This window comes from Saccharopolyspora flava, assembly GCF_900116135.1.
Lineage (GTDB): Bacteria > Actinomycetota > Actinomycetes > Mycobacteriales > Pseudonocardiaceae > Saccharopolyspora > Saccharopolyspora flava.
Genome location: NZ_FOZX01000002.1, coordinates 86385 through 106925, shown reverse-complemented (window position 1 = coordinate 106925; position 20541 = coordinate 86385). Strand labels below are relative to the sequence as shown.

Annotated in this window: 16 protein-coding genes; 11 read left to right on the top strand and 5 right to left on the bottom strand. The window is 68.9% G+C overall.

All coding sequences use genetic code 11. The annotated features are described in order from the left end of the window. The first annotated feature begins 14 nt into the window (after positions 1 to 14). From BM424_RS07300 to BM424_RS07290, 3 genes are read left to right on the top strand one after another with little or no spacing between them, the layout of a single operon-like run. Positions 15 to 830, top strand: a complete 816-nt coding sequence (locus BM424_RS07300; RefSeq protein ID WP_139274021.1) for a hypothetical protein — start codon at positions 15 to 17, stop codon at positions 828 to 830. After that, on the top strand, positions 817 to 2790 hold the full coding sequence (locus BM424_RS07295; RefSeq protein ID WP_139274020.1) for a hypothetical protein: 1974 nt from the start codon (positions 817 to 819) through the stop codon (positions 2788 to 2790). Before BM424_RS07300 ends, BM424_RS07295 begins: the two co-directional genes overlap by 14 nt. Beyond that, positions 2787 to 3791 carry a hypothetical protein gene (locus BM424_RS07290; protein WP_093414858.1) on the top strand — a complete coding sequence of 335 codons (1005 nt, stop codon included), beginning with the start codon at positions 2787 to 2789 and terminating at the stop codon, positions 3789 to 3791. Before BM424_RS07295 ends, BM424_RS07290 begins: the two co-directional genes overlap by 4 nt. Before the next feature lie 50 nt (positions 3792 to 3841). Here the strand turns inward: BM424_RS07290 and BM424_RS07285 are convergent, their stop codons facing one another. The 3 genes from BM424_RS07285 to BM424_RS07275 are packed head-to-tail and all read right to left on the bottom strand — an operon-like array spanning position 3842 to position 7446. After that, positions 3842 to 4663 carry an FAD binding domain-containing protein gene (locus BM424_RS07285; RefSeq protein ID WP_093414856.1) on the bottom strand — a complete coding sequence of 274 codons (822 nt, stop codon included), beginning with the start codon at positions 4661 to 4663 and terminating at the stop codon, positions 3842 to 3844. After that, complete coding sequence (locus BM424_RS07280) at positions 4660 to 5133, bottom strand: (2Fe-2S)-binding protein (RefSeq protein WP_093414855.1); 474 nt, start codon at positions 5131 to 5133, stop codon at positions 4660 to 4662. Before BM424_RS07280 ends, BM424_RS07285 begins: the two co-directional genes overlap by 4 nt. Positions 5134 to 5187: 54 nt before the next feature. Next, a complete protein-coding gene (locus BM424_RS07275) occupies positions 5188 to 7446 on the bottom strand; it encodes a xanthine dehydrogenase family protein molybdopterin-binding subunit (protein ID WP_093414854.1) in 2259 nt (752 codons plus the stop codon). Positions 7447 to 7675: 229 nt separating this feature from the next. On the opposite strand from BM424_RS07275, the gene BM424_RS07270 reads away from it, so the two are divergent. The 6 genes from BM424_RS07270 (at position 7676) to BM424_RS07245 (ending at position 15211) form a co-directional block, all read left to right on the top strand. Continuing rightward, positions 7676 to 9505: a hypothetical protein gene (locus BM424_RS07270; protein WP_175547972.1), complete on the top strand. Its 1830-nt coding sequence runs from the start codon at positions 7676 to 7678 to the stop codon at positions 9503 to 9505. Between the two features lie 88 nt (positions 9506 to 9593). After that, positions 9594 to 9884: a hypothetical protein gene (locus tag BM424_RS07265; protein WP_093414852.1), complete on the top strand. Its 291-nt coding sequence runs from the start codon at positions 9594 to 9596 to the stop codon at positions 9882 to 9884. 112 nt (positions 9885 to 9996) lie between these two features. Next, positions 9997 to 10797, top strand: coding sequence for a hypothetical protein (locus BM424_RS07260; RefSeq protein WP_093414850.1), 801 nt, complete (start codon positions 9997 to 9999; stop codon positions 10795 to 10797). A gap of 216 nt (positions 10798 to 11013) precedes the next feature. Further along, on the top strand, positions 11014 to 12906 hold the full coding sequence (locus BM424_RS07255; RefSeq protein ID WP_245775677.1) for a fumarate reductase/succinate dehydrogenase flavoprotein subunit: 1893 nt from the start codon (positions 11014 to 11016) through the stop codon (positions 12904 to 12906). Next, a complete protein-coding gene (locus BM424_RS07250) occupies positions 12906 to 13646 on the top strand; it encodes a succinate dehydrogenase/fumarate reductase iron-sulfur subunit (RefSeq protein ID WP_093414847.1) in 741 nt (246 codons plus the stop codon). Before BM424_RS07255 ends, BM424_RS07250 begins: the two co-directional genes overlap by 1 nt. 773 nt (positions 13647 to 14419) lie before the next feature. Beyond that, positions 14420 to 15211: a VanZ family protein gene (locus tag BM424_RS07245; protein ID WP_245775676.1), complete on the top strand. Its 792-nt coding sequence runs from the start codon at positions 14420 to 14422 to the stop codon at positions 15209 to 15211. Between the two features lie 247 nt (positions 15212 to 15458). On the opposite strand, the gene BM424_RS07240 is transcribed toward BM424_RS07245, so the two are convergent. Next, a complete protein-coding gene (locus tag BM424_RS07240; protein WP_093414844.1) occupies positions 15459 to 16331 on the bottom strand; it encodes an SDR family oxidoreductase in 873 nt (290 codons plus the stop codon). Positions 16332 to 16459: 128 nt separating this feature from the next. After that, on the bottom strand, positions 16460 to 16999 hold the full coding sequence (locus BM424_RS07235) for a DUF305 domain-containing protein (protein ID WP_093414843.1): 540 nt from the start codon (positions 16997 to 16999) through the stop codon (positions 16460 to 16462). Positions 17000 to 17367: 368 nt separating this feature from the next. Here BM424_RS07235 and ctaD point away from each other — a divergent pair, with 368 nt between their 5' ends. Together ctaD and serB are read left to right on the top strand one after the other, a co-directional pair. Continuing rightward, positions 17368 to 19158 (top strand): aa3-type cytochrome oxidase subunit I, encoded by a 1791-nt coding sequence (ctaD, locus tag BM424_RS07230; RefSeq protein ID WP_245775675.1) that lies wholly within the window; start codon positions 17368 to 17370, stop codon positions 19156 to 19158. A gap of 134 nt (positions 19159 to 19292) precedes the next feature. Next, positions 19293 to 20519, top strand: a complete 1227-nt coding sequence (gene serB / locus BM424_RS07225) for a phosphoserine phosphatase SerB (RefSeq protein ID WP_175547971.1) — start codon at positions 19293 to 19295, stop codon at positions 20517 to 20519. The last annotated feature ends 22 nt before the right edge of the window (positions 20520 to 20541 follow it).

The window sequence follows — 20541 nt, the reverse complement described above, 5'->3', positions numbered from 1 at the left end:
GGAGAACCATGCCAGTGGAAACGCAACAGCCGACCGAACTTCCGCCGTATCGAGCGATTCTGGTCGTGGACGTGAAGGACTTCAGCGGCCGCAAGAGCCGCTACCACGAGAAGATCACGCGCGAGATCCCGCTCATCATGGAGAACGCGTTCGTCCGGTGCGGCCATGCGGAGCTGTGGAGGGAGGGCATCGGCGGCACCACCGGTGACGGGTACTTCCGCATCCTCGACCCGATCTACCTTCCGTACCTGCTCAATCCGTTCCTCGGGGCTCTGCAGGACGAACTCGTCGAGCAGAACAGCATGGCTCCGGGCGAGTACGGCAACCTGCGCATGCGCGTGAGCCTGTCGGTCGGCCCGGTGACCGACTCCGGCGAAGATCTGCTCGGCGACGGCAACGGCGCCACCCGCATCGAGGCTCACCGAATCCTGGATTCGCACCCTGTGCGAGACATCCTCGACCGATCTGCGGACGTGACCCGAGTCGCGGCCATCGTCTCCCCGCGCGTGTACGAGGACGCGGTCCTGTCCGGGTACGCGGCCGAGGAAGCCGGGGAGTACGTCGAGGTCGAGACCCAGGTGAAGACCTTCCAGGGACGTGCTTACCTGCGCGTCCCCAAGCCGTCTGGACGCCTCCTCCGGGAGGGCTTCGTCGTGCGGAAGCCCGAAGGCACCGAGGTCGAGGAGAACGAGAGCCGAGCCCCCGCGACGGTGGATGCGCCCAGCATTCAATTCCACGGTTCGTCGAAGTATCAGTCGGGTGCTGGGGTCGTCCACGGTGGCATGCACATCGGCGACAGCTACGCGGGTGGTCCGGATGACGACCGCTGAGGAGTCGCTCCCCGTCGGAATGCAGGACGTTGACGCGAAATATGCCACGAACGTGGGCAAAGTCGACAACCTCGTCATCGGGGAACTGGGCGAGTCCCTGCGGCGACGATTGCTTCGAGGCCTCCCCAAAGCAGAACTGGCCGAGTCCCGGCTGCAGTGGCTCGAGAGCAGATTCATCGAACCCGACAACTTCAAAGAAGTGTGGTCCAAGCTGCAGCGAGCGCGGTCGGTGCTGGTTAGCGGACCTGCCGGAGCCGGGCGGCGCAGCGCGGCGAAGATGCTGCTCCGCAGGTCCCCGAGTTCGAGTTCACCGATCAGAGAGGTTCCCGTCGACACCGAGGAGGAAGAAGCGGACTTCCTCAAGCCCGAGACGGTTCTCCGAGGTGAGCGCCTACTCGTGGATCTCTCCGCGGACAGCGAGCTGCGACGGCTCGACTCCGCCGGACGCACCCTGGAAGCCTTTCTCGGGGCGGTTGAGAAGGCCGAGGGCTACGCGGCGGTCGTGCTGCCGCCTGGGGCGGGGGACTTCCTCCCGGTGGAGTTGTCCTCGCAGCTCGTGGAGATCGAGCGGCCCAACACTTCGGATGTCCTCGCTCAGCACTTGAAGGACCTCTGCACGGCATTACCGCAAGACGTCCTCGACGATGAGAAGGTGGGGGAGTTTCTCTCCACCGCCTCGATGGAGGAGATCGGGCGACTGAGCGAGCACTGCTTGAGGCTCTGCAGGCAGTCCCCGGAACAGCCCGTCGAGGTCTGCTTACGCACGGCCCTGCAGGCGGTGTCCAAGCGCGACAAGACGTTCGAGAGGTTCGTTTCGACGCTGTCGGCGCCCAAACGCGCGCTCTTGTTGTCCGCCGGCTTCCTGGAAGGCGCGCACGCCGATGTCGTCGGCGACTCGGCCGAGAAGCTGCGTGCACAAGCAGAAAGCCCCGAAGGCCAGCTTCCCGTGCTCAGCAGTGCGGGTTTGGACTCGCAGCTACGAGAGTTGCGGCTCGACCTCACCGAGTCGCGCGAGGTGCGCTTCAGCACCTGGTCGGCCGAAGCCGTCGTGAACTACTTCTGGCATGCGTTCCCGCGGCTTCGTCCCGTCCTGCTGGAATGGGTGGGCCGTTGTTGCACGTCATCACTGTTGACCAATGCCGATCGAGTGCAGCTCGTGCAGCAGTTCGCGATGGTGTGCAGGCAGGGGCGGCACGGCGCGGACCTGTGCACGCTGGCGTCCTGGTTGCTGCAGCTGGATGCGCGTCACCAGCCTCCGCGCGTGCGCGACTGGGCGGCGCGAATCCTGGCCGAAGGTTTGAAGGAAGAGCCAGGCGCGCTGGTGATCAGGCGGCAGATCTACGAGTGGGTCACCAGCCAATCCCTTTCGACGGACCTGGCTGATGTTCTCGTTTTCGTTTGCTCGAACGTGCTCGCCGAAACTCATCCGGAGCAGGCGATGGTGCGGCTGCGCCATCTTGCGAGACATTCCCACCATCGAATCGCGCGACAGGCCTCAGACGCGCTCGTGGACCTCGTCGAGGACGACCGGATCTTCTTCGACCTGCTTTGGCGCCTGCCGCGGGTTTCCAGACGCGCCGATGCCGATGCCGCGCTGTTCCTGCGAATCGCTGATCCAGGGCGGCTTCTCTGTGAACCGAGCGTGCTCGGCGACGGCGCCGTGCGGGATCAGCTGATCGAGAACTGGGTTTCTGTCGTGGGTCGGCCTCGGGAGTTCTGGGAGGAGCGGGCGTGCGACTGGTTCGGCGCTCACACGCGAGATCCCTCGGCCGAAGCGCTGCTGGACGTTCTGGTCGGTGCCGCCGGGGCTGCGGGGCGGGTGGGTCGGTTGTTCGTCGTGCTGCGCAATTGGGCGGCCGATGGCGACGAGGACTCCGCGGAGGAACGTCGTCGAACGCAGCAGCTGGTGCGGAAGAAGATTGATGAAGTGCAGGTCAAGCGTGCTGAGGAGGCGGGATGACCAAGGAACAGCGTAGTGCGGTGCGGGCTGTTTCGTTGCTCGTCGCGATTCTGTGGGTGGTTCTCGGTGTGATGCTGGGGTGGTCGCCGGGGGTGTGGATCGCGCTCGCCTCAGTGACCGCGATCGCTCCGTCGTTACTGGCCGGGCCCATCAACCAGTGGATGCACGAGCGACGACGTCCAGAACCTCAGCCGGTCGCGACCGCGGTGGCGCCCGTTGAACCTCCGCCGCCGAGTCGGTACGAGATGACGCACGTGCCCCTGCCGAGCGCGAGAGCCGACTACCGCCTCGTCTTCTCGTGCGTGGTGTGGTGGCGGCGCAGGTCGCCCGAGCCGGGGATTCCGCACGCGGACCCGGGCAGTTTGGCCGCAGAAGTGGTGCTGGACCAGACGCGTCAGCTGGTCGGGACGGTGTCGCCGGAGGAGGTCGAGATCGCGCGGGCGAGGCTCACCTCGTACCTGGGCGCTGTACGCACCGATTCGACCGGGCACATCGAGGTGTGGGCCACGGACGTCGCGTTGAGGCTGCCGGAATCGGATGCGGACAGGCTGCGACGGCTCGCCGACGTCCGCAAGGAAGAGGAGGTCTGGGATCACGAGCGCAACCACGAGCGGAAGAAGCGGGAATACCTCGGCGGTGACGTGTTCAAGAACGCCGGGAGTGCACTGGTGTGGTGGCTGGCCCGAGATGAGAGCCAGATCGACGACGCGGTGGAGAAGATCCCCAATCTGCGCAAGCTCACCGCTGCCGCTCACGACGAGTGCGTTCCCGAGCTCGACGCGGAACACGTGGAACTCGGCCCGCATGATCACCTCGTCGAGCTGATCCGCAGCGTCCAGTCCGATGACGAGGAACGCGCACTGCTGAGCGACAGCATCGCCGCGGCGCTCGAAAAACGCGGCCACGCCGACCTCGCAGCGAAGGTTCGTGCGGAGTTCGACCAACCGAAGACCGCGCCAGATCCGCACACCAATGGCCACGCACCAGCAGGAACCCTCTGAACGGCGAAGGGCGCCTCCAGCCGTTGTTGGAGGCGCCCTTCGGGGGTGGGTCAGGAATTGCGGGTGGCTGCTGCTTCGAGGGCTCTGCGGACCAGGACCTTGGCGAGGTGGTGGCGGTACTCCGCCGTGGCCGAGGGCTGGTCCGGGGGAGAGGTGTTCTCCGCGGCGCGTTCGGCCGCTTCGGCCGGGGTGGCGCCGGAGGCCAGGGCCTCCTCGACGCCGGCCGCGCGCATCGGGGTCGGGCCCATGTTGACCAGGGCGACCCGGTTGCCCGCGACGGCGACGCCGACGATCGCCCAGTCGATGGCGCGCTTGGTGAACTTCTGGAAGTCCCAGCCCTGGTTCGGGGTCTTCTCGACGCGGATCTCCACCAGCAGCTCGTCCTCGCCGAGCGAGGTCTCGAAGAAGTCGGTGAAGAAGTCCGTGATCGCGATCTCCCGGGTGCCCGACGGGCCCTGCGCGATCAGCGTGGCGTCCAGCGCCAGCGCCACCGCGGGCAGGTCCGAGGCCGGGTCGCCGTGGACCAGCGAGCCGCCGATGGTGCCGCGGTGGCGGACCTGCGGGTCGCCGATGGTGCCCGCCGCGTGCGCCAGCAGCGGGATCTCGCGCTGCAGCAGCTCCGAGTGCTCGATGTCGTGGTGCCGGGTCAGGGCACCGATGCGGATCTGCGAACCCTCCTCGCGGATGTAGGACAGGTCGCGCAGGCCGCCGACGTCGATGACGACCTCCGGGACCGCGAACCGCAGCTTCATCAGCGGCAGCAGCGAATGCCCGCCCGCCAGCAGCTTCGCGTCGTCGCCGTGCTCGGCGAGCAGGTTCAGCGCCTCGTCGACCGTGGTGGCGCGCTTGTAGGTGAAGGCGGCAGGAATCATTCCGCGGCCCCCTGCTTCTCCTTGGCCGCGTCGAGCACGGCTTGAACGATGTTGTGGTAGCCGGTGCAGCGGCAGAGGTTGCCCTCCAGCCCGGACCGGACGTCGGCCTCGGTCAGGTTCGGGTTCTCCTCCACCAGCGACACCGAGGCCATCACCATGCCCGGCGTGCAGTAACCGCACTGCAGACCGTGGTTCTTCTGGAACGAGCGCTGCATCGGGTGCAGCTCCTCGCCGTCCGACAGGCCCTCGATGGTGGTGACCTCGCGGCCCTCGGCCTGGGCGGCCAGGACCGTGCAGGACTTCACCGACTCGCCGTCGAGCAGCACCGTGCACGCACCGCACGACGTGGTGTCGCAGCCGATGTTGGTGCCGGTCAGCTCGCAGTCGTCGCGCAGGTACTGGACGAGCAGGGTGCGGTCCTCCACGTCGTGGGTCCGCTGCTCGCCGTTGACGTTGATCGAAACTTGCACGAAGGAACTCCTAGGCTTCTCAGGTGCACTACCTGAACAAGATCAGCGGTGTTTCTATGCCTGGTTGATCGCTTCCCACACCCGCTGGGGCGTGGTGGGCATGTCGATGTGCCGGACACCGAGGTGGGACAGCGCGTCCACCACCGCGTTCTGCACCGCGGGCGTGGCCCCGATGGTCCCGGCCTCACCGATCCCCTTGACACCCAACGGGTTCAGGGTGGTGGCCGTTTCCATCGTCAGCAGCTCGAAGCTGGGCAGCTCGGCCGCGGTCACGATCGCGTAGTCGGCGAAGCTGGCGTTCTGCGGGTTTCCGTCGGAGTCGTAGGAGACCTCCTCCAGCAGCGCCTGCGCCGCGCCCTGCGCGATGCCGCCGTGCCGCTGGCCCTCGGTGAGCACCGGGTTGATGATCGTGCCCGCGTCGTCGACGGTGACGTGCCGCAGGTGCTCGACCTTGCCGGTCTCCACGTCGACCTCCACCACCGCGAGGTGGCTGCCGAACGGGAACGTCGGCCGGTCCTCCACGAAGTGCACGTCGGCGGCCAGGCCGTCGGCGGACTTCTGCGCCAGGTCGGCCCACGACACCGTGACGTTCGGGGCGCCGCGCACCTGCCACTTGCCGTCGGTGAGCTCGATGTCGGCCTCGTCGCTCTCGATCATCTCGGCGGCCAGCTTGCGGGCCTTGTCCTTGACGTCGATCGCCGCCCGGTGCACGGCCGTGCCGCCCAGCTGCAGCGACCGCGACCCCATCGTCCCCACGCCCTTGGGGATCAGGTCGGTGTCGCCGTGCACGACCTCGATCTTGTCCAGGTCGATGCCCAGCTGCTCGGACACCAGCATCGCGTAGCTCGTCCAGTGGCCCTGGCCGTGCGGGGAGCTGCCGGTGAGCACCAGAACGCTGCCGTCGGGCCGGATCTCGACGTGCCCGGTCTCGCCCTCGGTGTTGTTCGGCGCGGTGATCTCCACGTAGCTGGACAGGCCGATGCCCAGCTGCTTGGTGGCCCCGTCCGCGCGCCGCTTGGCCTGCTGCTCGCGCAGCGAGGCGTAGTCGGCGGCCTCCAGGACCGAGTCGAGCCCCTTGATGTACTCGCCGGTGTCGTAGAGCATCCCGCCCGGCGTCTGGTACGGGAACTGCTCCGGCTTGACCAGGTTCGCGCGCCGCACGTCGGCCGGGTCGGCGCCGATCTCGGCGGCGAACAGGTCGATCGCGCGCTCGATCGCGGCGGTGGCCTCCGGGCGCCCGGCGCCGCGGTAGGCGCCGATCGGCGTGGTGTTGGTGACCACGGTCTGCGCCCGCGACTCGACCTTCGGGATGTCGTAGACGCCGCTGGCCATCATCCGCGTGAACGCCGGCAGGAACGCGCCCATCCGCGGGTAGGCGCCCACGTCCTGCACGATCTCCAGCCGGTAGGCCTGCACGCGGCCGTCGCGGCTGCCGCCGATGGTGATCTGGTGCCGCTGCGCGCGGCCGTGCGTCATCGCGACCAGGTTCTCGCTGCGGGTCTCGACCCACTTGACCGGCTTGCCGATCTTGCGGGACACCATCGACAGCAGCGCGGCCTCCTGCTCGGAGCCGATCTTGGCGCCGAAACCGCCGCCCACGTCGGGCGTGATGACGCGCAGCTTGTCCTGCGGCAGGCCGAGGTTGCCCATCAGCTCGTCGCGGCAGGACTGCGCGTTCTGGTTGGACAGCCACAGGGTGACCTTGTCGCCCTCCCAGGCGCAGGCGGCCGAGCGGCCCTCCAGCGAGGCCGCGGCCACGCGCTGGTTGACGATCTGCTCGGTGACCACGACCTCGCAGCCGTCGAACAGCGAGTCGTCGAGCTCGCCTGCCTCGCCGATGACGTTGGTGCCCGCTTCCGGGAACACCAGCTTCTCGCCCGCCAGCGCCTCGTCGAGGTCGATCACCGGGTCGAGCGGGTCGTAGTCGATGGAGACCATCTCCGCCGCGTCCTGGGCCTGCGCCAGGGTTTCGGCGACGACGGCCACGACCGGTTCGCCGACGTAGTGCACGACGCCCTTGGCCAGGTGCGGCCGGTCGAGCCCGGGCGGGGTGGGGCCGGAGAGGCTGCCGCCCGAGGCGTACGGCGGGAGGTCGACGTCGTCGGCGGTGAACACGCCGTGCACGCCGGGAGCGGACTTGGCCTCGTCGGCGTCCACTTCGGTGATGGTGGCGTGGGCCAGCGGACTGCGGACGAACAGGACGTGCAGTGCGCCTTGCAGGGCGGGTTCACGCAGGTCGTCCACGTAGGTGCCGCCGACTGTGAGAAGGCGTGGGTCTTCGACACGTTGGACCCGGGTGCCGAGAATGCTCAAAGCTGCCTCGCAGTCAACAGGATCAGTAGTTCGGGAACCGACCGAGAGTCTTGTGCTCCGGACTGTGAGCCACAAGACTTAGCGGCCAAAGAACTCCGCGTGTCGCGGATTCCGCGTGGGGGAAGAACGGTCGCACGATTGCGCCGAACGAGTGAACCCTCTTGGTGACAACGTTGAATGTCACAGTAAGGCCTGACAGCGTAAGAGGTTTTGGTGTTCGATCAAGCGCATGACCCCGCTCATCCAGCAGTCGCCGAGCCCCGGCTCGGCGGGAGGCGCGGACCTGGACCAGATCCTCATCGCCGCCGGTAGTGCCGGACTGGTGGCCGTCCTGCTGATCGCGTTCGGCTACGGCCACCGCACGGGCAGGATCACGCTGCTGGCCCGCCGGGCCGAGCGCGCCGAGCACTCCTGGTTGCTGCGAGGACTCCCCGGCTGGTCGGCGCTGCCGCTGCGGATCGCGCTGATGTCGCTGCTGGTGACGCTGCTGGGGCTGTACTGGGACATCGCCCTGCGGATCACGCAGGGACGCGGCCAGGGGCCGCTGGGCAACATCGCGCACTACCCGATCCTGTTCGGCCTCTTCGGGCTCTGCGTCGCCGGCACCCTGGCGATGGTGCTGCCGATGGGTGAGAGCCCCGGCCGCGCCTCGCTGCGCCTCACCCGCTGCTGGGAGGCCCCGACCAGCGGACTGCTGCTGGGACTGGCCGGGTTCTTCTCGCTGCTGGGGTTCCCGCTCGACGCCGTCTGGCAGCGGCTCTTCGGCCAGGACGTGACCCTGTGGGGACCCGCGCGGCTGATCATCATCGGCGGCGTCTCGCTGTCGCTGGTGGCGATGGCGCTGCTGGAGCGCGAAGGCCGGTTCGTGCGCACCGGCCGCGCCGAGACGATGCGCGCGCTCTACGTGCGACGCGGCCTGCTGTGCGGGGCGCTGCTGGTCGGGCTGTCGCTGTTCCAGGCCGAGTGGGACTTCGGCGTCCCGCAGTTCCGGATGGTCTTCCAGCCGCTGCTCATCGCCGTGTCCGCCGGCTGCGCGCTGGTGGCCGCGCGGCTGTGGATCGGGCGCGGCGGAGCGGTGCTGGCCGTCGCGCTGTTCCTGCTCACCCGAGGCGGCCTCGCGCTGCTCGTCGGCACGGCTCTGGGCGGGCCGACCTCGGCGATGCCGCTCTACGTCGTCGAGGCGCTGTGCGTGGAGATCGCCGCGGTCGCCCTGGCGCGCAGGCCGCTGCTGCTGGGCGTGTTCTCCGGGCTGCTGATCGGCACCATCGGCTACACCACCGAGTACGTGTGGACCTCCGTCGCCTACCGGCTCCCGTGGTCGCCGGACATGCTGCCGGAGGGCGTGCTGATGTCGCTGCTCGGCGGCGTCTGCGGCGGTCTGCTGGGGGCGCTGCTGGTGCGCGCGCTGCGCGGGGAGCTGCCACCCGCCCGGACCCGCGTCGGCGTGTTCGCGGTGGCGCTGAGCGGCATCGCGGTCGCGACCGTCAACGGGCTGGTGGGCGTCTCGCCGGGCGACGTGCGGGCGGAGGTGGCCGTCTACGAGCAGACCCGGCAGGCCGAGGTGCGCATCGTGCCCGCGCCGGTCGCCGAGCACCCGGCGTGGCTGACGATCACCGGCTGGCACGGGGGTTCGCTGCACGTCGACCGGCTGACCGAGATCGGTCCCGGCGTGTACCGGACCAACCAGCCGATGCCGATCAGCGGCCCGTGGAAGACGATCATCCGGCTGCACTCGGGCCGCGCGATCCTCGCCACCCCGGTCTACTTCCCGGCCGACGCCGCCCGAGGCAAGCCGGGCGTGCCCGCGCCCGCGGAGTTCACCCGCGCCGCCATGCCGGAGTACCAGCTGCTGCGCCGCGAGGCCGCCCCCGGCGTCCCGGACTGGCTGTGGCCGGTGGCGTCGATGGTGGTGGTGGCCTGCTCGCTGGCCTACGTGCTGGCGCTGGGCTGGGGCGCGCAGCGCATCGGCCGCGCGATCTCCGGCCCGCCGTGCGCCGAGCGCGACTCCTCGGCCGAGCGGACCACGGCGCAGCGCCCGTTCGAGGGACGCCTCGGATGATCGTTCGATGTGGTACTTGTCACATTTGACGACGGCGGGCAGAGTCTGGGGAGAGGTTCCTCCACCTAGGCGCGAGAGGTGTTCGCCGATGGCCTCGACGACGACCGAACTGGCCGAGTTCCAGCGGGTCCTGACGCAGCTCAAGAGCAGCGCCGGGGCGCTGCGGCAGCGCTACGGCGACGCCGCCGCGCTCCGCCGGATCCACAACGACATCGAACGGCTCGACATCGACGCCACCGAGCTCGCCGCCGCGCTGCCCGCCCCGCGGCGCAGCGACGACGCCCGCGATGACGTGGTGATCGTGCCGGACACCCCCTACGACCCGTCGCTCTGGCAGGACGCCGACGACGAGGGGCTCGGGGGCCAGCCGCGGCGCTGAGCGGAAGCGGGGGTTGAACCGTCCGGGGGACTAGCAGCGGGCTGTGACCTGATCCACAATGAGCGTCCTCAAGGTGAGCACGTCGGACGACTCATGACAACGAGGTCAACGAATGTCCGCACCCGCTAGCGCCACCGGCCGGGCCCGCATCGGCGCGCGCACCCTGCGCACCGACCGCTGGTGGCTCCCGCCGCTGGTGACCTTCCTCGGCCTGACGGCCTTCGTGATCTACGGCCTGATCCGCACGTTCATGAACCAGTGGTACTGGGTCCCGGAGCACAACTACCTGGCGCCGTTCTTCTCGCCGTGCCTGTCGGCGGCCTGCGTCCCGGGATCCAGCCACTTCGGACAGCCCTTCCCGGACCTGGGGTGGCTCGTGCCGCCGCCGATCTTCGTGCTGCCGTTCGTGCTCGGGTTCCGGCTGACCTGCTACTACTACCGCAAGGCCTACTACCGGGCGTTCTGGGCGTCGCCGCCGGCCTGCGCGGTGGGCGAACCGCACGGCCGCTACACCGGCGAGACCCGGTTCCCGCTGATCCTGCAGAACGCGCACCGCTACTTCTTCTACGCGGCGATGCTCGTCGCCGCGGTGCTGACCTACGACACGGTCATCGCGTTCAAGGGCACCGAAGGCGGTGTCGGCGTCGGCCTCGGCACGGTGCTGATGGTGATCAACGTGGCGCTGCTGTGGTCCTACACGCTGTCCTGCCACTCCTGCCGCCACCTCATCGGCGGCAGGCTCAACCACTTCTCGCGCCACCCGGTGCGCTACTGGCTGTGGACCAAGGTCACCTGGCTCAACGGCAAGCACATGCTGCTCGCCTGGTGCTCGCTGGCCTCGGTCGCCGTGGTCGACCTGTACGTGATGCTGGTGGCCAGCGGCGCCATCAACGACCCCAGACTGTTCAACTGAAATGAAAGGTCCGGGGCGACTTGCGTAGCGGTGCGGGTAGGGGAACCTGAGCGCGTCCCTGGCTGCGGGATCTCCTCCTCATGAATGCCAATTCACAGCGTCGGAGCTGTCCTCGCCAGGAACGCGCTCAGAACCCCCGGCGGTGCAGGTGGCGAGGGTGGTCGGCGAAAGAGAAAGCGGCTCCGCCGCTTACCAACGAAGCTAGAAGGACTGGATGTGGAGATCGAACGGCACGAGTACGACGTGGTCGTGATCGGCGCCGGTGGCGCGGGTCTGCGCGCGGCGATCGAGACCCGGTCGGCGGGACTGCGCACCGCCGTGGTGTGCAAGTCCCTGTTCGGCAAGGCGCACACGGTCATGGCCGAGGGCGGCATCGCCGCCTCGATGGGCAACGTCAACTCCCACGACGACTGGCAGGTGCACTTCCGCGACACCATGCGCGGCGGGAAGTTCCTCAACAACTGGCGGATGGCCGAGCTGCACGCCCGCGAGGCGCCGCAACGGGTCTGGGAGCTGGAGACCTACGGGGCGCTGTTCGACCGCACCCCGGACGGCCGGATCAGCCAGCGCAACTTCGGCGGCCACGAGTACCCGCGGCTCGCGCACGTCGGCGACCGGACCGGGCTGGAGCTCATCCGCACGCTGCAGCAGAAGATCGTCTCGCTGCAGCAGGAGGACAAGGCCGAGTTCGGCGACCACGAGGCGCGCATCAAGGTCTTCCAGGAGTGCACGGTCACCGAGCTGACCAAGGACGGCGACCGGATCTCCGGGGCCTTCGGGTACTGGCGGGAGTCGGGCCGGTTCGTGCTGTTCGACGCGCCCGCCGTCGTCCTGGCCACCGGCGGCATCGGCAAGTCCTTCAAGGTCACCTCGAACTCCTGGGAGTACACCGGTGACGGGCACGCGCTGGCGCTGCGCGCCGGGGCCTCGCTGATCAACATGGAGTTCGTGCAGTTCCACCCGACCGGCATGGTGTGGCCGCCGAGCGTGAAGGGGATCCTGGTCACCGAATCGGTGCGCGGCGACGGGGGAGTGCTGCGCAACTCCGAGGGCAGCCGGTTCATGTTCGACTACATCCCCGAGGTGTTCAAGGACAACTACGCCGACAGCGAGGCCGAGGCCGACCGCTGGTACGACGACCCGGACAACAACCGCAGGCCGCCCGAGCTGCTGCCGCGCGACGAGGTCGCCCGCGCCATCAACAACGAGGTCAAGGAGGGGCGGGGTTCCCAGCACGGCGGTGTGTTCCTCGACGTGGCCACGCGGCTCCCCGCCGAGACGATCACCAAGCGGCTGCCGTCGATGCACCACCAGTTCAAGGAACTGGCCGACGTGGACATCACCGCCGAGGCGATGGAAGTGGGCCCGACCTGCCACTACGTGATGGGCGGCGTCGAGGTCGACCCGGACACCGCGGCGTCCCGGGTGCCGGGGCTGTTCGCGGCCGGCGAGGTCGCGGGCGGCATGCACGGGTCGAACCGGCTCGGCGGCAACTCGCTGTCGGACCTGCTGGTCTTCGGCCGCCGCGCCGGAACGGGCGCCGCCGACTACGTGCGGGGACTGCCGGGCAGACCGTCGATCGCCGAGTCCGATGTGGACGCGGCGGCCAGGCGCGCGGCCGACCCGTTCAACCCCGCCGAGGGCCGCAGCGAGAACCCCTACGCGCTGCACTCCGAGCTCCAGCAGTCGATGAACGACCTGGTCGGCATCATCCGGCGGGGCCCCGAGATGCGCGAGGCCCTGGACCGGCTGCGCGAGCTCGTCGCCCGCGCCGAACACCTGGAGGTGGAGGGGAACCGGCAGTTCAACCCCGGTTGGCACCTGGCGCTGGACCTGCGGAACATGCTGCTGGTCAGCGAGTGCGTCGCCCGGGCCGCGCTGCTGCGCACCGAGAGCCGCGGCGGCCACACCCGCGACGACCACCCGGCGATGGAACCGCAGTGGCGCCGGAAGCTGCTGGTGTGCACCAAGTCCGGCGACGGCGTGGACGTCGCCGAGCAGCCGCAGGTGCCGATGCGCCGGGACCTGCTGGAGCTGTTCAAGCTCGACGAGCTGCGCAAGTACTACGCCGAGGAAGAGCTCGCGGACGTCCAGGGTGAGGAGCGGTGATGGGATACCAAGCGCACTTCCGCGTGTGGCGCGGCACCGACGACGGCGAGCTGCGGGACTACACCGTCGAGGTCAACGAGGGCGAGGTCGTCCTCGACATCATCCACCGGCTGCAGGCCACCCAGGCCCCGGACATGGCGGTCCGCTGGAACTGCAAGGCGGGCAAGTGCGGTTCGTGCTCGGCGGAGATCAACGGCAGGCCGCGGCTGATGTGCATGACGCGGATGTCGACCTTCACCGAGGACGAGACGATCACGGTCACCCCGATGCGGACGTTCCCGCTGATCAAGGACCTGGTGACCGACGTGTCGTTCAACTACGTCAAGGCCCGCGAGATCCCGGCGTTCACCCCGCCGGCCGGTCTCGAACCCGGCGAGTACCGGATGCAGCAGGTCGACGTGCAGCGCTCGCAGGAGTTCCGCAAGTGCATCGAGTGCTTCCTGTGCCAGGACACCTGCCACGTCATCCGCGACCACGAGGACAACAAGGAGGCCTTCTCCGGGCCCCGCTTCCTGATGCGCGTCGCCGAACTCGAGATGCACCCGCTCGACGAGGCGCGCAACCGCCCCGAGGAGGCCAGGGGAGAGCACGGCCTGGGCATGTGCAACATCACCAAGTGCTGCACCGAGGTCTGCCCCGAGCACATCCACATCACCGACAACGCCCTCATCCCCCTCAAGGAGCGCGTCGCCGACCGCCGCTACGACCCCCTCCGCCGCCTCTTCAAGAAGAAGGACTGAATCCGGCCGCGCGGCCCACCGGTTCCGAGGAGCCGGTGGGCCGTTTCGCTCCCCGGGGGTGGTGGGGGTGTAGGTTGGGTCCGGTTGGGGACACGGGTTTTCGGGGTGGTCGGGTTCATCGTGTGATTCCCCGTTATTCACGGTCTTGCCGTCGTGTTCACGTGCGGTTACGCGGAATTCACGAGTGAGTGCGCGCTGGGAATTGTGTGAATTTCCGGGGGTGCGAGTCGACTCCGGTCCTTGATCGTTGCAGATTCGCAGTTCACGGCGCTTTTGTGCGGCGTTCTCGTCCATTGTGGAGAGCTTTTCGGGCTATGGCGCCTTCTTGCCATGCCTGTCGTTCGACCTGCGATTCCGGGTACCTTTCACTGCGAACGGAGTCGATTCAGATGGACACCACCAGACCAGTCGCGGGGTCCGCGTCGTGGTCGGCCGGACGGAAGCCGGGACCCGTACCCCGACGAGGGCCCGGAATTCCGCCGAATGGCCTGCTGCGTCGTGAAACCCCGCCCTGTCGCCCGAGCGGTGGCAGGGGTCGGGCGGCCGGACGTCGCGAAACCCCGAGGCGGCGTCCGGCCGCCACCGGCCGATGCAGACCCCAGAAGATCTCGGTCAACGCCGACCGCTGGAAATGACAATTCCCAACGGTTTCCAGGTATTCGGTAGATCCGCTAAGGAGTTGCCGCGTGCCTTGAGTCCTGGCGCTGGCTGCCAGAGGAAGTGCGGCGGACGTGCAGCAGATTCTCGTGGCATTCGACGGATTCGTTCCGGTAGTGACGACGCTGCTCCTGGTCGCGCTCGCGGTCGGATGCGGATCCGGAGTGCTCCGCGGTTATTCGACGGAACCGTTCGTGATGCGCGAGCCGCTGATCGACGGAGCCCTGGCCTACTCGATCCTCGTCGTGGGCTACCTGGTCTTCACGCCCCAGGTGCCGACGCTGGAGCCCTTCCGGCCTGAGATCGGCAACGACGTCGCCGAGGCGCTCACCGCCGCTCCCGGTAACACGGAGCCGTGGCTGCAGCTCGCGGGCAACCTCGTGCTGCTGCTGCCGCTGAGCGTGCTCGTGCCGCAACGAGTGCCGTGGTTCGACAGCGTCGCCAAGATCGCCGTCGGGGGGATGCTGTGCTCCGCCTCGATCGAGGCCGTCCAGTTCGTGGCGATCAGCGGCCGCGTCTGCTCCGCCGACGACGTCGTGTGCAACACCATCGGCGCCGTGCTCGGCGGGATGCTCGTGCGACTGCCGTACTGGATCAGCCCCGCCAACCGCCCGCAGCACCGGCCCACCGGCGAAGGCGACCCGACGGTGTGGCTGCTCATCGCCCGCATCGAGCACGAGCGGCAGTGCCACCAGGCCGCCGCGCAGAGCCGCCGCAGCCTCCCGCGCCGCCGTCCCGTCGTCCCGGCGCAGCCGGTGCTGACCAAGCGCGCGGCGCCGGTCGGTCACCCGGTGCTGCACGCCGCGCCCCAGCGGGTTCCACAGCCGCTGCCCCAGCGCGCGCCGCTCGGGCACCAACGGACCGTCCCGCAGCAGCGCCCTCTGGTCGGCCAGCACAACACCCGCTGACCCCGGTGGCCGGGACCACTCCCGTCGCGCTCCCGGCCACCGGCCCCCGCCATCCGATCCGTTGTGTGGGTGGCGCGCAGTTTTCATGAAAACTTCCCCCCACCACGTCCCAAAGTTGAGGTTCCGACTGAAACCTCGACCACCTCGGAACGGGAGAACTCGCTGGTGGTGGGGCTGGTGACACTTGCTCTGGGTGGGTGGTGGGGACAGTTTTCATGAAAACTGTCCCCACCCCACGAAGGCGGGATCAGGAGTTGAGCTTCTGGTTGCGTTCGCTCATGTAGCGGCCGAGCTCGCGGACCTCCTGCTCCAGCTGCGGGATGAGCTTGATCAGCTGCGGGCGCATGAACAGCTCCACCAGCGCCGACCCCGGCACGTTGCGCAGCCAGTGCATGAGCATGACGCCGCGCGGGACGTAGACGCGGCGCTTGCGGCGCTCGACGGCGTGGGCGAAGGCCCGCGCGCACGCCTCCGGGGTGGTGATGGCGCGCATCGGCCACGGCAGGCGCTTGCGCATCTCGGTGAAGGTCTTGAGGTCGTCGGCGACCTCGCGGACCAGGTCGGTGTCGATCCACGACGGGTGCGCCGACCCCACCGACACGCCCAGGTGCAGCACCTCCATGCGCAGCGCGGAGGCGAACGCCTCGGAGGCGGCCTTGCTCGCGGTGTAGGCGGCCATGCCGCCGATCGGCGCGAACGCCGACAGCGAGGACACCACCAGCAGGTAGCCCTTCGACTCGGCCAGGGAGGGCATCACCGCGCGGGCGGTGTGGAACACGCCGTTGACGTTGACGTCCATGGTCTTGAGGAAGCCGCGCGGGTCGCTCTCGCGGATGCTGCCCAGCGGGGCGATGCCTGCGTTGGCGATGGCGGCGTCGATCCGGCCGAACTTCTCGCGCGCGCCGTCGACGGCCCGCTGCAGCGACTCGGGATCGGTGACGTCGGCCTCGGCCCAGAAGTGCCCCTCGCCGAGCTCGGCGGCGACCTCCGCCAGCTGCGCGGGCTCCAGGCCGACCAGGGCGAGCTTGGCGCCGCGCTTGGCCAGCTCGCGCGCGGTCTCGGCGCCGATCCCCCTGGCGGCTCCGGTGATCAGGACGACCTTGCCGGCAACGTTCGGCATCTGCTCTCCCTCGAGTCAGCCCACTATCTACTCCGCAGTAGCCTACTCGCAGTAGGTTAGCTCGTGAAGAGCGAAAAAAAGAGGCACCCGCGAGCGCATCGCGGGTGCCTCTTCGAAGAGCCGGTGGATCAGGCGACGGCGTTGAGCTTCGTCGTGATCTCCTGCTGCTCCGCGGTCAGCTCGGTGGCGAGCTCGGAGAGCTCGGCGTCGCCCTGGGCCAGCGTCGGGGCCTGGCCGACCAGCGAGAGCACCTTCTGCTTCCACTGGGCGTCGAACGCCGGGCCGCTCAGCGCGGACAGCGCCGCGTCGGGCTGCGCGGACTGGGCGCCGGAGCCACCGGCGAGCTGCTTGAGCTCGGAGACCTGCTCGGTCGCCGACTGCTGGAGCTCCGCCGCGACCTCCTTGGCCTGCGGGCTGGTGGCCTTCGTGGCGGCGAGCTCGGCCAGCGCCAGCACCTGCTGGCGGTTGCTCAGCAGCTGCGCGGCCGCCCCGCTCGCACCCGAGGTTCCGCCGTGCTCGCCGGATGCCGCCTGGCCGGCCATCTGCGGCGCGTCGGCGGGCGGGGTGCCCGGGGCCGGCGGCTGGTCGCTGTCGTACTCGGCCGGTGTGCAGCCCGCGAGTGCGATACCGCCGACCAGCACAGCGCCGATGATCGTGCTCTTCCGCACGTGCTTCCCCTCCAGGATCTGGTGGACGTCGTCCCAGGGCTGCCCGGTGCAGAACGCAGGTGGGCTGCCGGACCTGTTGCCCCGTAGGTTATCTGTCCGCCTCGTGGCCGGTGCGGCCGACGTCGTCCCGGTCGCGCTGTGTCTGATGGATCTCACCGCGGGTGACGATCGAGGCCCCGATGAATAGGGTGGCTACGGCCCGGCCGAACTCCGGCCGGACCCCGGGACTAGTATCCGCAGTCGGCGGCATCGCGATCGGCTCGTCGTGCAGGGTTCCTGCCGGGCGTCGCATGCTGTCACCGGCCCACCCGGGCCGGGGCGGACCTCGTTCGGGTCCGAGAAGGCTTCAAGGGAGTGCAGGAGGCACCGTGACGGCCGTCGCGCCACAGCCGATCGCCACGCGCCCCTATCCGGTGCGCAAAACGGTTAAGGGGTCGTTCCTGGCGCGGATGTTCCGCACCACGGACCACAAGCAAATCGGCATCCTCTACCTGGTCACCTCGATCGCGTTCTTCCTGGTCGGCGGCCTGATGGCGATGCTGATCCGCGGCGAGCTGGCCGTTCCGGGGCTTCAGTTCCTGTCGCAGGAGCAGTACAACCAGCTGTTCACCATGCACGGCACGGTGATGCTGCTGCTGTACGCGACCCCGATCCTGTTCGGCTTCGCCAACTACATCCTTCCGCTGCAGATCGGCTCGCCCGACGTCGCGTTCCCGCGGTTGAACGCCTTCGGGTACTGGCTCTACCTGTTCGGCGGCCTGATGGTCGTCAGCGGCTTCCTGCTGCCGGGTGGCGCCGCCGACTTCGGCTGGTTCGCCTACACCCCGCTGTCGGACGCCCTGCACTCGCCGGGCCACGGCGCGGACATGTGGATCGCCGGTCTGGCCGTCTCCGGTCTGGGCACGATCCTCGGTGCGGTCAACATGCTGACCACCGTGATCTGCCTGCGCGCGCCGGGCATGACGATGTTCCGGATGCCGATCTTCACCTGGAACATCATGGTCACCAGCGTGCTGATCCTGATGGCGTTCCCGATCCTGACCGCCGCCCTGATGGGCCTGATGGCCGACCGGCACCTCGGTGCCCACGTCTTCGACCCGGCCAACGGCGGCGTGATCCTCTGGCAGCACCTGTTCTGGTTCTTCGGGCACCCCGAGGTCTACATCGTCGCGCTGCCGTTCTTCGGCATCGTCTCGGAGATCTTCCCGGTCTTCAGCCGCAAGCCGCTGTTCGGCTACTCCGGCCTGGTCTACGCGACCCTGGGCATCGCCGCGCTGTCGGTCGTCGTCTGGGCGCACCACATGTACGCCACCGGCGCCGTGCTGCTGCCGTTCTTCGCGTTCACCACGTTCCTGATCGCGGTCCCGACCGGTGTGAAGTTCTTCAACTGGATCGGCACCATGTGGAAGGGTCAGCTGACCTTCGAGACGCCGATGATCTTCTCGGTCGGCTTCCTGGTCACCTTCCTCTTCGGTGGTCTCACCGGTGTCCTGCTGGCCATGCCGCCGGTCGACTTCCACGTCTCGGACACCTACTTCGTGGTCGCGCACTTCCACTACGTGCTCTACGGCACGATCGTGTTCGCCACCTTCGCCGGCATCTACTTCTGGTTCCCGAAGATGACGGGCCGGATGATGGACGAGCGGCTGGGCAAGCTGCACTTCTGGCTGACCTTCATCGGCTTCCACGGCACGTTCCTGGTCCAGCACTGGCTGGGCAACGAGGGCATGCCGCGCCGGTACGCCGACTACCTGGAGTCCGACGGCTTCACCACGCTGAACACGATCTCCACGATCGGCGCGTTCATCCTGGGCGCCTCGATGCTCCCGTTCCTGTACAACATCTTCAAGAGCTACCGGTACGGCGAGGTCGCCGAGGTCGACGACCCGTGGGGCTACGGCAACTCCCTGGAGTGGGCGACCTCCTGCCCGCCGCCGCGGCACAACTTCAAGGAGCTGCCGCGGATCCGCTCCGAGCGCCCGGCGTTCGAGCTGCACTACCCGCACATCTCCGAGCGGATGCGGCTCGAGGCGCACCTGTCGCTCACCGGCAAGACCTTGGCCCACAAGCACGAGGAAGGCGCCGGCGGTACCGCCACCCTGACTCAACCGCCCAAGACCAAGGACGACTCGGATCGGGACGACACCACCGAGAAGTGATTTCGTCGATAGCCCCGAGCGGCACGGCTGTGCCAGGGTAGGGCTAGCTCGACGGCGAGCCCCGGCGGGTTTTTCCCGCCGGGGCTCGTTGCGTTCGTGACCACTTTCTCGGGTAGAGAGGAAACATCGCAGTCGTGAGCTCGCATGCGACCACCGTGCTGATCACCGTCACCGGCAAGGACAAACCCGGCGTCACCTCCGTGCTCTTCGCGGCGCTGACGCGCCACGGCGTGGACATCGTCGACGTGGAGCAGGTGGTGATCCGCGGGCGCCTGGTGCTGGGCGTGCTGGTGTCCACCGAGGTCGACCCGGAGAGGCTGCAGGAAGCCGTCGAACAGGCGATGGCGACGGTCGGCATGACCGTCGACGTCGAGATCGGCGCCGAGGACATCGACGCCGCCAAGCTCGGCTCCACCCACGTCGTGGTCGTGCTGGGGCAGCCGGTGACGGCCCGCAACTTCAGCGACGTCTCGCGCGCGCTGGCCGACATCGACGTCAACATCGACTCGATCCACCGCGTCGCCGACTACCCCGTCACCGGTCTGGAGCTGAAGGTCACCGCGCCCGACGCCGAGGACGACCAGGAGCTCACCGAGGCGATGGCCGCGCTGGCCGCGCGCACCGGCGTCGACCTGGCGGTCGAGCGCACCGGGCTCGCGCGCCGCGCCAAGCGCCTCGTCGTGTTCGACGTCGACTCCACCCTCATCCAGGGCGAGGTCATCGAGATGCTGGCCCGCCGCGCGGGCTGCGAGGACCAGGTCCGCGAGGTCACCGAGCGCGCGATGCGCGGCGAGCTGGACTTCGCCGAGTCGCTGCGCCAGCGGGTCGCGGTCCTCGAAGGCCTGCCGGCCGCGGTGCTCGACGAGGTCGCCGCCGAGCTGGAGCTCACCCCTGGAGCGCGCACCACCATCCGCACGCTGCGCAGGCTGGGCTTCCACACCGGGGTCGTCTCCGGCGGGTTCACGCAGATCATCGACCAGCTGGTGGACGAGCTGGGGCTGGACTTCAGCGCGGCCAACGAGCTGGAGGTCGTCGACGGCAAGCTCACCGGCCGGGTCATCGGCGAGATCGTGGACCGGCCCGGCAAGGCCAAGGCGCTGCGCCGCTTCGCCGAGGACTACGGGGTTCCCGCCGCCCAGTGCGTGGCCGTCGGCGACGGGGCCAACGACATCGACATGCTCAGCGCCGCCGGTCTGGGCGTGGCGTTCAACGCCAAGCCCGCGCTGCGGGAGGTCGCCGACACCGCGCTGTCCTACCCGTTCCTGGACACCGTGCTGTTCGTGCTCGGCGTGACGCGCGCCGAGATCGAGGCGGCCGACGCCGAGGACGGCGTGCTGCGACGGGTGCCACTCGACCAGTGATGCCGGAACACCGACGGCGTGG

Excerpts from the sequence above, each read along its gene's own strand:
- BM424_RS07295 (WP_139274020.1), top strand. The coding sequence starts at position 817 with ATGACGACCGCTGAGGAGTCGCTCCCCGTCGGAATGCAGGACGTTGAC.
- BM424_RS07290 (WP_093414858.1), top strand. The coding sequence starts at position 2,787 with ATGACCAAGGAACAGCGTAGTGCGGTGCGGGCTGTTTCGTTGCTCGTC.
- BM424_RS07285 (WP_093414856.1), bottom strand. The coding sequence starts at position 4,663 with ATGATTCCTGCCGCCTTCACCTACAAGCGCGCCACCACGGTCGACGAG.
- BM424_RS07270 (WP_175547972.1), top strand. The coding sequence starts at position 7,676 with ATGACCCCGCTCATCCAGCAGTCGCCGAGCCCCGGCTCGGCGGGAGGC.
- BM424_RS07265 (WP_093414852.1), top strand. The coding sequence starts at position 9,594 with ATGGCCTCGACGACGACCGAACTGGCCGAGTTCCAGCGGGTCCTGACG.
- BM424_RS07260 (WP_093414850.1), top strand. The coding sequence starts at position 9,997 with ATGTCCGCACCCGCTAGCGCCACCGGCCGGGCCCGCATCGGCGCGCGC.
- BM424_RS07250 (WP_093414847.1), top strand. The coding sequence starts at position 12,906 with ATGGGATACCAAGCGCACTTCCGCGTGTGGCGCGGCACCGACGACGGC.
- BM424_RS07240 (WP_093414844.1), bottom strand. The coding sequence starts at position 16,331 with ATGCCGAACGTTGCCGGCAAGGTCGTCCTGATCACCGGAGCCGCCAGG.